We start from the raw sequence: 12,879 nt of genomic DNA, 5'->3' as shown, positions 1-12,879 counted from the left end.
GAAACCTACTTCGCCAATGTCTCAGCCAGCCGCATCAACGTCACAGCCTCTGCCCGATAACCAAAGGCGTCCTCGCCACGGGACCCCGAGGCCAGCGCAATCGCCTCACCCCAGGACCAGCCACCCAGATACTCACCGCCGCGCAGCAACTGTCCGAATCCTGCCATCGCGACCGAGAACTGAATGTCCGATCCCGCCGTGCCCTGCTCGGCAAAAATTGGTTCTTCCAACAACACACTCGTGCTCTCGCCTGGCGATTTATACCGCAGTTTGAAGAACCCCAATTCGCCCGTGCTATCGCCGGAAAACGCAGTGTCATCGCCATACCGCAGCGGTCCATTTCGAACCGCATCCGAGCCCACAGGCGTCACCTCATAGATCGCCGTCACCGAATGCCCGGCCCCAATATCACCAGCATCGACACGATCATTGTTGAAATCCTCGCGGGCCAAAGCGCGCGTTTCATAGCCGATCAACCGGTATTCCGCGATTTCAGCCGGATTGAACTCAACCTGTATCTTCACGTCATTGGCAATCGGAAACAACGCGCCGGTCAACTGATCTACAAGCACCTTTCGCGCCTCGGACAACGTGTCGATATAGGCCGCCTGCCCGTTGCCGTTCTGCGCCAGCGCCTGCATCGTGGCATCGTCCAGATTGCCCCGCCCAAAGCCCAGAACGCTTAAGTAAGTGCCGCTTTCGCGCTTCTTGGCGATCACATCTTTCAAAGCTTCCGGATCACTGATCCCAACATTGAAATCCCCATCCGTCGCCAGAACAACCCGGGTGACTTCGCCCTCACCGGCCATACCTTCGGCGACCGCATAGGCCTGCTCAATCCCCGCCTGACCAGCGGTCGAGCCACCTGCCGACAACCGCTCCAAAGCCGCCAAGATAACAGACCGTTCTGCTGCCCGCGTCGGCTCCAATACCTGCCCGGCACTGCCCGCATAGGTCACAATCGAGACCTCATCGTCGGGGCGTAACTCGCTCAACATCAACCGAAAAGATTGCTTCAACAACGGCAGCTTATTGGCATCCTGCATCGACCCCGACGTATCAATCAGGAAAACCAGATTCAGCGGCGGACGATCCTCAACAGCAGGCATCGTTCCCTGAATGCCGATATGCACCAACTCGGTGCCCGAATTCCACGGCGTCGGCATTACCGTAACCGCAGGGCGGAACGGGTGCGCCCCATCGGGCGCGGCATAGTCATAGGGAAAATAGTTGACCATTTCCTCAACCCGAACCGCCTGCTCCGGCGGCAAAGCACCCGCCATCAAAGACGACCGCACGACGGCATAAGACGCCGTATCCACATCAATCGAAAACGTCGAAACCGGCTCGTCACCCGTTATCTTCAGCGGCGAAACCTCTTCATTCGCGAAAGCTTCGGTATCGCCTTCGACGATCACAACTCGCTCATCGGGGCGAATGATCAGGGCTTCAGCCTCCATCGTCGCGGTCGGCGCAGCCTGAAACTGCTCGCGTGCCACTGACTTCGAAGCAACCTGACCCAAGGGCGCAACCGGTGAAGCCGCATCCGCCATTTCCATCATCGGCTCTTCCAAAGCCAACTCGGACATCATAGCATCCGCCTCAGCCCTATCCCGCCGGGTCAGATCGCGCGGCGCTTCCGTTACGGCCAAGACGTCATCACCAAACTGTCGACTTTCAGTGCCCTGTAGCTGCGCCTCACCGCCAACAGCAATCTCGTCAACGACAGTGTTTTCCACAGGAGCCACAATTTCCGGCTGTTCCACCCGCGCGCCAAGATCAAAATCACCCGGCGGCATCAACAAATCCCGCCCCCCAGGCAGCACCACAAAAGCCCCGACCGCCACCATAGCCGTCGTCGCCGTCAACCCACCGCGCGTCGTCATCACATTCAACATCTGCTTCACTCCATCAAATATGCGGGTCAATTGACCTCGCTCAGATGTGTGACGCAGCCCGGACCCAATTCCTTGGATCCGCGCGAAATTTTCTTCCGCCATGGTGAGATTCGACGCCTTCTTCACCGCATCCGGCAAAGGCGTCGCCGCCTCCATGGCTCTCTTCAGATCGTCCAACTCATCGCTCATAGCTCTGCGTCCTTTAACGCCCGCAATCGCTTTTTCACTTCTGACATGCGCCAGCTAACAGTGCCCTCGCTGACCCCCAGAACCTCAGCCGCCGCACCATGGGTCATTCCGTCCTCCAGCGTTAAAGCCAACGTGTCGCGCAAATCTTCTGGCAACGAAGCCATCGCCGCTTGCAACCAATCCAGCGCCACCCGCGCCTCATCCGCTTCTGCCCGACGTGCCAATTCAACTTCGCCCCAACCCTCCGCCGCCCGCGCATGGGCCGCGGCCCGTCGGCGTCGGTCGTGGGTCGCATTTACCGCCACCCGATACAGCCAGGTCGTAAACCGCGCCTCGCCCCGAAATGCCCTAAGCTTGGTGGGCAGCACCACGCAAATGTCCTGAACCAGATCCTCGGCGTCCTCGCGCCGCCCGGTCAGACGAAACGCAAAGCGGAACAAGCGGTCATAATGGCGCGAGATCAATGCCGAAAAGGCATCGCCGTCCCCACCTGCCGCCGCTTTGGCCAAGGCTTCATCCGAAACTGTCATACGCATCACGATGGGTAAGACGCACCCCAAAGGTCAATCCTTGGCGCATGGCTAAATTTATTTCGCCACACTTCTGTTGTGTCGACCCGCACGCCGACCATGTCACCGCAAGGTTTATGTTTTCACCAAGCTGGCGAAATCATCTTCTTCTGATCAAAAATACTCCGGGGGTCTGGGGGCAGCGCCCCCAGCGGATCGCCTGCCGAAGGCAGGGGAAACCTAGACACTTACACAGATGTATTTCATCTCAAGATAGTCCTCGATCCCGTGATGCGATCCCTCACGTCCAAGCCCCGATTGCTTAACACCGCCAAAGGGCGCGACCTCGGTCGAAATGATCCCGGTGTTCACGCCCACGATGCCGTATTCCAGCGCCTCGGCCACCTTGGTCACGCGCCCCAGATCGCGGGCATAGAAGTAACTGGCCAGGCCGAAAATAGTGTCATTGGCCTGCTCAATTACATCGTCGACATTGCTGAACCGGAACAGGGGTGCAAGCGGACCAAATGTCTCTTCCACCGCAACCTTCATGTCGCGGGTCACACCCGTCACCAACTTTCATTTCAGCCAGCTTAGCCGACAGCTTAGCCGCAAATTCATCGTATACAGCGTCCTGAACGTAAATCCGGTTGGCGCAGACACATGTCTGACCGTTATTGCGGAACTTGCTGGCCATGGCCCCATCGACAGCCGCATCCAGATCAGCGTCATCAAAGACAATGAACGGTGCATTGCCGCCCAGTTCCATGGAACACTTCATCACCTGATCCGCAGCCTGGCGCAGCAAAATCCGACCCACCTCGGTCGAACCAGTGAACGACAACTTGCGCACGGTATGATTCTCGCAAAATTCTTTACCAATCTCGGACGCTGCCGACGACGGCACAATCGACAAGATACCCTTCGGCAAACCTGCACGGTCAGCCAAAACCGCCATGGCCAGCGCCGACAGCGGTGTCTGGGTCGCCGGGCGCACCAGCATCGCGCATCCCGCCGCCAAAGCAGGGGCCACCTTGCGGGTGATCATCGCGTTCGGGAAGTTCCAGGGCGTGATCGCAGCACAGACACCAATCGGCTGCTTCAAAACCGTGATACGCTTGTCCGGCTGATGACCTGGAATAGTCTCGCCGTAAATACGCTTGGCCTCTTCCGCGAACCATTCGATGAAAGAGGCGCCATAGACGATCTCACCTTTTGCCTCGGCCAGGGGTTTGCCCTGCTCCGCCGTCAGGATCACCGACAGATCATCTGCGTTTTCGATCATCAGATCGAACCAGCCGCGCAGGATATTGGCACGGTCTTTTGCCGTGCGCGCCGCCCATTCCTTCTGGGCTGCCGCTGATTTCGCAATGGCATCCGCGACTTGCGCGCGATCTACATCCGCAACCGTCGCGATCACATCGCCACGTGCCGGGTTCGTGACGTCAAAGGTCCTGCCGCCCGCGCCGTCAACCCAGTCGCCCGCCAGATAGGCGCGGGTTTCAAGCAAACTCGGGTCCTTCAAAAGTGCGTACAAATTCGTCGCCGTATCCAACATGGAAACCTCCAAATTCTGGCATTCGCCAGCCATTCATGCTTTCTCGCTGATATATCCAACTCACGGATCGCCGAACAGCCATGAAAAACGATACCGCCTACGAGAACGGCGCCTTCATCCCCGATGCCGCCGAATATCCCGACCGATGGGCTGACGCCGCGCGGGCCCACCGCGAACTTCAGGCCAGTATCGGGCGGGCGCGTCTGAATGTGTCCTACGGGCCATCCGAGCGCGAAAAGCTGGATATCTTTCATCCGACCGGCGCAGCAAAGGGCTTGATCGTCTTTATCCACGGCGGCTATTGGCGCCGTTTTGATCGCAGCTTCTGGTCGCATATGTCGGCCGGTTTAACCGCGCATGATTGGGCCGTCGCGATGCCGTCCTATCCCCTGGCACCAGAGGTGCACATCCGGCAGATCACCCTTTGCATGGCGCGCGCCGCGGAAACTGCCGCTGGTTTGGTGGCAGGACCGATCCGGCTTACCGGCCACTCGGCAGGTGGGCATCTGGTCGCACGACTTGGGTGCCGGGATATCGTGCTTGACGAAGACGTGCGCAAACGCATCGACCGGATCGTGCCGATCTCACCAGTGGCCGATTTACGGCCGCTTCTGGAAACTTCAATGAACGCAGACCTCGGTCTGGATGACGATGAAGCAAACTCGGAAAGCCCCGTTTTGCACGCACCTCCGGATGTGTCAGTTGATGTTTGGGTTGGTGGGGAGGAGCGCCCGGCGTTTCTTGATCAAGCCCGCTGGCTGGCCGAGACTTGGTCAGGTGATTTGCACCATGCTCCGGGTCGCCACCATTTCGATGTGATTGAATTGCTTGAAGAAAAAGACTCGCCGCTGGTATCAGCGCTTGTCAGGGAGATTGCGCCGCGCTGACGCGCGTCGCGGTGGCTGGGGGCGCTGCCCCCGCCCGCTTCGCGGACTCCCCCGGGATATTTCTGGGCCAATAATGGTGTCAGGCGAACTTTTGCTTCCAGGTCGGGTAGTGGTCATTATCCGCAGGTGTCGCGTAGTACACCGCGCGTGCAATCGCTCGGCTGAGACAGGTGGCCGCCGCGTGCCCCATCCACATCCAATCTGTATCTCCGGGCAGGCGCTGATCCGTCGAGCAGGCGAAGACCAGATCGCCATCCGTCGGCAAGTGTGAGGGAACGATGGCCCGTGCCGCGCCATCATGGGCGGCTATGGCCATGCGGGTCGCTTCCGCCTTGGTCAGGCGTGCATCTGTGGCGACAATGGCAATGGCGGTATTGGTCTTTTCATAGGATTTCAGGACTGGCGCAGGTGCCAGGATGTTGGCCTGACCGATACCGCCGAATTCATCTCCAACCTCCCATGGCGCTGCCCAGAAATGCGGGCCGTCCCCAACCGTGACCTGACCAACGGCATTAACAACCACTAACGCACCAACGGTCACTCCGCTGTCCATGATCACCGACGCCGACCCGACGCCACCCTTCAACCCCGAAACCAAAGCACCGGTTCCGGCCCCTGCTGTCCCAAGAGTGATGTCATTCTGGCGTGCCGCATAAGCCGTCTGACCAAGACCCGGATAGGGGTCTTGGGACCATTTCTTGTTACCTCCGTTGGCGAGATCGAAAATGATCGCGGCAGGCACAATCGGGACATTGTGTCCGGCCACTGCCACCCCCCGACCATCCGCCGCCATAGCCTGCGCAATACCGCTGGCCGATGACAATCCGAAAGCAGATCCCCCCGACATCACCAGCGCGTCCACTTCCTGTATGGTTGCGTCGGGGCGCAACAAATCCGTCTCGCGCGTTCCCGGCGCGCCGCCCATCACATGCACGCCCGCAACCATCGGCTTATCACCCACCAGAACCGTCACCCCGGACTTCAGCACAGGATCATCAGCCTGCCCGACCGTCAGCCCGACAACGTCCGTAATCAGATTGCGCGCACCTGGCTTCATACCCAGTTATGCCCCTGTTCCGCCTCTATGATTTCGCCAGCAAAGCGGCCCAGATGCCGCAATTCCGCAGTGTCAGACGGGAAATTCCGGACCGACGCCAGGGCACTGGGGCGCACCACAACAGCTGTATTATCATCCATTTGCAGCTCCTGAATTCGGGCTACAATCGCGGGTCGGAAATAATGCGCCAGCCGCACATTCGCGGCTTGTTGGATAACATCAACCTCGGCCAGATCCACGTTGATACCGCGTTCTTCAGCAAGTTGGGTCAAACACGTAAATGCCTCGGGCTGGCTGGCGAACTGACCGGACAGTAAGGTTAAAATGGCTGGTACTTTTTCGCGTTGCATCCATCAGCCTCGGTTTCTCGGTGTCGACAGACTGGCGCAATTGCAAGTTCAGGGAAACCCCTTGCCGCACCCCCACCACAGACCCTATGTGAAGACCGAACAAGGGAACATCACCATGGCCTATTTTAAGTGGACATTTCGTATTCTGCTGATCGTTTTGATTGGTGGATTCCTGCATTACACACTACCACAACGCGATATTGTGCGCATCGTTAACACCTATGAAGAACGGCAGGACTTCGGCGGGTGGAATAGTATCTTCTGGTCATCAGGAAGCGCCGGAACCAGCGAAACGCCGGTAAACCGCGACGTTCTGTTTATCTCAACCAAAACTGCAGACGACGATACGATCGTCTTTCGCAACGAGGACACAGGTTGGGGTTGGCCACCCTACTTCAAGTTCGACACAGCCGATCTTCAGGCCGAGGCCGCTGATATCACCTCGACCAATGAAGCGCCTGAATGGGTTGCCGTTCGCCACTATGGCTGGCGTAATACCTGGCTGTCCATCTTCCCGAATGCGACGTCCATAAAGGCGGTTCCAAGCCCGGACACCCGGCTGATCCCCTGGTTCAATATAATTTTTCTGACGATAATGACCATTTTGTCGCTGACCATATGGCGTCTGTGGCGCAATTTCCGTCAAGCGCGAATTGATCCGGTCTTTGACGAGATTGATGAAACCGCCGATGCAGCACGCGGGCGCTTGGCGGGCTGGTTCAATCGTTTGTTTGGTCGGCGCTAATAGACGCAAAAGAAAAGGCCCGCAAAAGCGGGCCTTCTCATAAACTTCACTTAAAGAGTTAAGATTACTCTTTGCCTCTGATGCCACGGCGACGAGTCGCAGCCAGGCCGCCAACACCAGCAAGCAGTAACCAACCCGCAGCTGGCAGCGGTACCGAAGCAGTCAACGTGCTCAGGTAAATCTCTGGATTTGGATCATTTAGAGCTTCCGGATCGGAAGAAAACCAGAACATGCTGGCAAAACCCGCACCCTCAAGACCTTGAACCCAACCGTCCACGACCTCAAACAAACCACCAACGTGAGTATCGTCGCCCAATACACCGGTTACAATCGCGATGAAACCGTTCATCGGATCATGGCTGGCATCGCGGATATACAATTCGCGGAGCCATACAGATTCGCTGAAAGTCAGCTTCAATAGCTCGGGAAACAAGAGGTTGTCGTCTCCCTTGTTATCGGCAGTCGGGTTGCCCGTGGCACAATCGCTCATGCTGTTGTCGTCAATACCGCTTGAACAAACACCCAAGCCAGCAAGATTGCTAACATCGGTCTGTGACTGGTCGCCATCGGCGTCCATAAATGGATGAATGTCCTCAGTCGTGCCGTCGTGCAACGAAGCCGTAGCGCTCACTGACAGGCTGCCCTCGACTGCATCAGGTCCACCGTAGACCTGCTCGAATGTGCCCTCGTAGCCGTTTAAGTCGTAAAACGCGTCAGCGTCGAGATCAAAATCCCAAGTTGCTGCCGACGCCGAAGTGCCAATTGCCACAGCCAAAACCGCGACTGCACTAGAAAGAAGTTTCATTACCTTCCCCTCACCAAAAAAATTACATTACGCGGACCAGTATACACACTTCCACACCTGGCCCAAGACTTGATTTGCTAAACAAAATCAAATGGCTAACTTCGCATATGAGTCGAAAATTGGCTTGAAAAACCGCTGCGAAACAAGGCAGAATTGCGGCAATATTAAGTATTTTCAAAGCCTTAACGCTAACCAAAATTTACTTGATTCGGCAATATTCCGCCTATAGCGCGATATCACAACAGACATTTTCCATTTGAGAAACAATGACCAGCGCATTCAGCCACCCGTTTCCCCATTGCCCCGACCCGTCCGCACTGGTCTAATGGAACCGCCTTAAAAACGAGCAGAACACATGGCAAATGACCTTCTGACACCGTCCCAATCGGACGCCTATGATGCGACCTCAATCGAGGTTCTCGAGGGTCTGGAACCCGTGCGCAAACGCCCCGGCATGTATATCGGCGGCACCGACGAACGCGCGCTCCACCACCTCGTGGCCGAAGTTCTGGATAACTCGATGGACGAGGCTGTCGCAGGCCACGCCAACCGCATCGAAGTCGAACTTCTCGAGGACGGCTCCGTCACCGTGCGCGACAATGGCCGGGGCATCCCCGTCGATCCGCATCCGAAGTTCCCTGACAAATCTGCGCTCGAAGTGATCCTTTGCACCCTCCACGCGGGCGGCAAATTCTCCGGTAAAGCCTATCAGACCTCTGGTGGCCTCCACGGCGTCGGTGTTTCCGTGGTGAACGCCCTGTCCGACCACGTCCGCGTCGAAGTCGCTCGCAACAAAGAACTTTTCGTTCAGGAGTTCTCACGCGGCATCCCCCAGCGTGGCGTCGAAAAGCTCGGCCCCACCAACAACCGCCGCGGCACCTCCGTCACCTTCCACGCCGACCCCGAGATCTTCGGCAAACTCAAGATGAAACCCGCCCGCCTCTTCAACATGGCGCGCTCCAAGGCCTACCTCTTCTCCGGCGTCGAAATCCGCTGGAAGTCCCAGATCGACGACGGCGAAACCCCGACCGAGGCGACATTCCACTTCCCCGGCGGCCTCTCCGACTATCTTGGCGAAACCCTTGGACCGGCAACAACCTACGCCGAAAATCCCTTCGCGGGCCTCGTCGACTTTCAGGAAAAGTTCGGCGAACCCGGCAAAGTCGAATGGGCCATCAACTGGACCCCCTCCCGCGACGGCTTCATCCAATCCTACTGCAACACCGTTCCAACCCCCGAAGGCGGCACCCACGAAAGCGGCTTCTGGGCCGCGATCCTGAAAGGCATCCGCGCTTACGGCGAACTATCAAACAACCGCAAAGCCGCCCAGATCAACCGCGATGACCTGATCACCGGCGGCTGCGCCCTTGTCTCGGTCTTCATCCGCGATCCGCAATTCGTCGGCCAGACCAAAGACCGCCTGTCCACCGAAGCCGCCCAGAAGATGGTTGAAAACGCCATCCGCGATCACTTCGACAACTGGCTGACATCCGACACCAAATCAGCGGGTGCCATCCTCGATTTCCTGGTCCTGCGCGCAGAAGAACGTCTGCGCCGCCGTCAGGAAAAGGAAACCGCCCGCAAGACCGCCACCAAGAAACTGCGCCTGCCCGGCAAGCTGGTCGATTGTTCCGCCACCGCCCGCGACGGCACCGAATTGTTCCTGGTCGAGGGTGACAGCGCCGGTGGTTCCGCCAAAATGGCACGTGACCGCAAGACCCAGGCCCTTCTGCCTTTGCGCGGTAAAATCCTGAACGTCCTCGGCGCCGCAAGTTCCAAAATCGGCACCAACGCCGAGATTAACGATCTCTGCCAGGCCCTCGGCGTCTCGATGGGCACCCGCTTCAACGTCGACGATCTGCGCTATGACAAGATCATCATCATGACCGATGCGGACGTCGACGGCGCCCATATCGCCGCCCTTCTGATGACCTTCTTCTTCACCCAAATGCGCCCGATGATCGACGCCGGCCACCTGTACCTGGCCTGCCCACCGCTCTACCGCCTGACCCAAGGCGCGCGCCGCATCTACGTCTCGGACGACGCGGAAAAAGAGGCGATGATGACTAAGGGTCTGGGCGGCAAAGGCAAAATCGACGTCCAGCGCTTTAAAGGCCTGGGCGAGATGGACGCGAAAGACCTGAAAGACACCACGATGAACCCCGAAACGCGGAAATTAATCCGCGTGACCATAGACGAGGACGAACCCGGAGAAACCGGCGATCTTGTTGAGCGTCTGATGGGCAAAAAGCCCGAGCTGCGGTTCCAGTATATACAGGAAAACGCGCGATTTGTGGAGGAGTTGGATGTATGAGAGGCCATTATGGATTTCGTAGTTGCTCAGTTGGCGCTCATCTTCTTGCCGGGATTTATTTGGGCCAATCTTGATGCAAAGTATGTAAGCGGCTCTAAAGGCACACAATATTCTCTGCTGCTAAGAACTTTTCTATTCGGCATCACTACTTACGGCATTTTATTCCTTTTGTATGGTCTCACCGGGTATAACTTTTCGTATGAAGGATTTGCAGATGGCGCCAATACCTTCAATGTTGTTGCTTTCATTGACGAAATCTTGTGGTCACTCCCTCTAGCTTTCATTTGTGCTGTTGTTTGGATGTATTTCCAGAATTATCGCATATTTATGCGATTATTGCATTGGATAGGCGCAACCAACCGTTTCGGAGACCAAGACGTTTGGAGTTTTACCCTAAATTCCGAGCAACCACATGTAGAATATGTTAATATCCGCAATGTTGAACTTGGATTTACTTACTCTGGATGGGTCAATTCGTTCTCTGAACACGAAGAAGTTCGTGAAATTTTGCTCGAAGACGCATATATATACGACAACAACGGGTCAGAGGTGCAAAGAGTTCCGCACCTTTATTTGTCAATGGATAGGAAGAACCTATGGATAGAATTTCCGTATACAGAGAACGAAGAGTTTTATGATGACGACAAAAACGATGAATAGTGGACCTGCTGTCAAAGCCATTCGCGGAGGCTCCGTTGCGAAGGGAGGACGCAATGGCTCCTATCAAATCTTAAAGCGGCCTCCAGCTCCAAAGTCGCTGGCGGCATCCGCTCTAACCCAAAGGCCGAACAAAAAGAAATAGCGCGATGAGGCAGAGGTACTGTTTTCACCTTCGAGTACAAAACAGATCCATCAGTGAAGTGGGGGCTGAACCCTCGGTTCAATTCAGTTACTAGGCCTCCCCAAACTGCTTGCGAAATGGAGCGTGTTGCTACGTAAGACCACGTAGGGCGAGGTTTCACCCCGCCAAACCCCGGTCACAATTAACCATTATGCCTCGGTTATTAACTTATGAGGATTTGATTCAATGAAACTCATACTCGCAACGACTTTTCTAATCGCCAATATCGGCTTCGCAGTCGCCGCAACTCCCACCCACAACCATTGGACAACAACACCCAAAACCGAGCACGGCGGCGGCTGCCGAAAATCTTCGCCTCCGGGCGAATGCTGCCACGCCGGGTCTGAACCGCTCCACTGCCACGTCAAACCCTAACCGTAGGGCGGGGTTCCACCCCGCCTTCCCCAACCACCGCATCAAGCGCCCACTTTTCCACCAACCCAGTCCCTCTCCATTCCAAGCTCCCCACCAACAACCCAAACAACTCACACCCTTTTCCCCCCAAATTCACACCAAACTCACCGCCACGCGCCAGCCCACCCCCTAAACCGTCCTCATCAACGTCACGCCGATAAGGACAACCAAAATGTTTAACCAATCTTTCCAAAGCCGCCTTGACCTGCGTGGCCTGCCACACCGCACCGACACCGCTTATGCCCGGATGCTGCCCTGGACACGCATCGCTTTTGCCGTCGGCGGGCTGCAAAGCCTTGTGGCAACCACTACCATGAACACCCAGATGCTCTGGATCATGGCCCCAATCGCGGCACTGGCCGTGGTGATGCCGCATCACCTGATCGAATATCTCTACAACTTCGTCATCCGCCACATCACCAAAACCGAAAAGCTGCCCCGCAATCAGGCCCCGGTTCGATTTGCCTTCTTCATGGCCACCCTGATGCTGATCGCAACTGCCACCGCTTTTGACGCTGGCGTCATCTGGCTGGGCTTTGTTCTGGGTATGACCATGGTTATGATCTCGGCTGTTTTTTGCCTAACCCATTTCTGTGTGCCCGCCGCCATCTGGACGTGGATGTTCGGCGATCGCGCCAAAATCACCTGCGCTCTCAACGCAAACGCTTGAAATCAAGCGTGAAATCGGGCTGCCTCTCCCTCGGGGCGGCCCATTTCCATCCCCGTCATCTGCACTGTTTTTAAAGGGAAAATCACCGCCCTGGGGACAGGTTCCAAAAGCCACATTTCGCGGATAATGCACCAGAAATTCAATTAATGTTGCAATAGCCGTGCTAATACAATAGCGTCGCACCATGTTAAGCTACGCCATTTCGCTCTGGTTAGCTGCCGCTTTTGTAATGATTGTTCACGCAATCCTCGCTCCGCTCATAAGCCGGTGGCAGACAAGTAACCCGCAGTATTTGCGGGAATATTACGCTTTGCCTGCTGACATTTCACCTGACGAGCTTGCACAAGCCAACAAATACTACGCCTGGTGCAAGTCACATCAGTTCGTACCGTGGGGCGTTTTGCGCATGATCGTCCCGGCTGCCATTCCGGTTCTGCTAACGTGGGTCGCACTCGAAGCGATCTTCAGCGGCGCACATTTGGTGCATGCTATTATCCTCTTGTTGGTGACCATCATCATCGCCCGTTTGTTCATCGTGCTGTCAAAGGTGCACCAGCAAAAAGTCTGCGAAGAGTTCGAAACGCTGGAAATCGACAAGAAACTCGTTACTCGCCTGCAAACCAGCCGCGAACCCTGATCACC

11 protein-coding genes and 1 pseudogene are annotated in these 12,879 nt (G+C 56.5%); 6 read left to right on the top strand and 6 right to left on the bottom strand.

All coding sequences use genetic code 11. The annotated features are described in order from the left end of the window. Nucleotides 1-5: 5 nt before the first annotated feature. From GKR98_02100 to GKR98_02090, 3 genes and pseudogenes are all read right to left on the bottom strand, one after another. Entirely contained in the window at nt 6-2,087 is a 2,082-nt protein-coding gene (locus GKR98_02100) for a DUF3520 domain-containing protein (protein ID QMU57098.1), read from the bottom strand. Next, complete coding sequence (locus GKR98_02095) at nt 2,084-2,617, bottom strand: sigma-70 family RNA polymerase sigma factor (protein ID QMU57097.1); 534 nt, start codon at nt 2,615-2,617, stop codon at nt 2,084-2,086. Before GKR98_02095 ends, GKR98_02100 begins: the two co-directional genes overlap by 4 nt. A gap of 219 nt (nt 2,618-2,836) precedes the next feature. Next, nucleotides 2,837-4,154 (bottom strand): annotated as a pseudogene (locus tag GKR98_02090) (aldehyde dehydrogenase family protein). An 80-nt stretch (nt 4,155-4,234) separates the two neighbouring features. Between GKR98_02090 and GKR98_02085 the strand changes: the two are divergent. After that, on the top strand, nt 4,235-5,041 hold the full coding sequence (locus tag GKR98_02085) for an alpha/beta fold hydrolase (protein QMU57096.1): 807 nt from the start codon (nt 4,235-4,237) through the stop codon (nt 5,039-5,041). Between the two features lie 79 nt (nt 5,042-5,120). On the opposite strand, the gene GKR98_02080 is transcribed toward GKR98_02085, so the two are convergent. After that, on the bottom strand, nt 5,121-6,098 hold the full coding sequence (locus tag GKR98_02080) for a peptidase T4 (protein QMU57095.1): 978 nt from the start codon (nt 6,096-6,098) through the stop codon (nt 5,121-5,123). After that, nucleotides 6,095-6,448 carry a hypothetical protein gene (locus tag GKR98_02075; GenBank protein ID QMU57094.1) on the bottom strand — a complete coding sequence of 118 codons (354 nt, stop codon included), beginning with the start codon at nt 6,446-6,448 and terminating at the stop codon, nt 6,095-6,097. The genes GKR98_02080 and GKR98_02075 overlap by 4 nt, the downstream gene beginning before the upstream one ends. Before the next feature lie 115 nt (nt 6,449-6,563). Here GKR98_02075 and GKR98_02070 point away from each other — a divergent pair, with 115 nt between their 5' ends. Then, the gene (locus GKR98_02070) at nt 6,564-7,193 is read left to right on the top strand and encodes a DUF1523 family protein (protein QMU57093.1); all 630 of its coding nucleotides are present in this window, start codon (nt 6,564-6,566) and stop codon (nt 7,191-7,193) included. Nucleotides 7,194-7,257: 64 nt separating this feature from the next. Here GKR98_02070 and GKR98_02065 read toward each other — a convergent pair whose 3' ends face one another. After that, nucleotides 7,258-7,998 (bottom strand): VPLPA-CTERM sorting domain-containing protein, encoded by a 741-nt coding sequence (locus GKR98_02065; GenBank protein ID QMU57092.1) that lies wholly within the window; start codon nt 7,996-7,998, stop codon nt 7,258-7,260. Between the two features lie 355 nt (nt 7,999-8,353). Between GKR98_02065 and parE the strand changes: the two genes are divergently transcribed. The 4 genes from parE (at nt 8,354) to GKR98_02045 (ending at nt 12,874) form a co-directional block, all read left to right on the top strand. Continuing rightward, nucleotides 8,354-10,312: a DNA topoisomerase IV subunit B gene (gene parE, locus GKR98_02060; GenBank protein ID QMU57091.1), complete on the top strand. Its 1,959-nt coding sequence runs from the start codon at nt 8,354-8,356 to the stop codon at nt 10,310-10,312. 9 nt (nt 10,313-10,321) lie between these two features. Further along, complete coding sequence (locus tag GKR98_02055) at nt 10,322-10,972, top strand: hypothetical protein (GenBank protein ID QMU57090.1); 651 nt, start codon at nt 10,322-10,324, stop codon at nt 10,970-10,972. Nucleotides 10,973-11,739: 767 nt separating this feature from the next. Further along, nucleotides 11,740-12,237, top strand: coding sequence for a DUF4395 family protein (locus GKR98_02050; protein QMU57089.1), 498 nt, complete (start codon nt 11,740-11,742; stop codon nt 12,235-12,237). Nucleotides 12,238-12,421: 184 nt separating this feature from the next. After that, nucleotides 12,422-12,874, top strand: a complete 453-nt coding sequence (locus tag GKR98_02045) for a hypothetical protein (protein QMU57088.1) — start codon at nt 12,422-12,424, stop codon at nt 12,872-12,874. The last annotated feature ends 5 nt before the right edge of the window (nt 12,875-12,879 follow it).

It is taken from the genome of Boseongicola sp., assembly GCA_014075275.1.
In the GTDB taxonomy this organism is placed as follows: domain Bacteria; phylum Pseudomonadota; class Alphaproteobacteria; order Rhodobacterales; family Rhodobacteraceae.
Note: the sequence above shows the minus strand (reverse complement) of the source record. Positions and strands in the feature narration are given on the sequence as shown.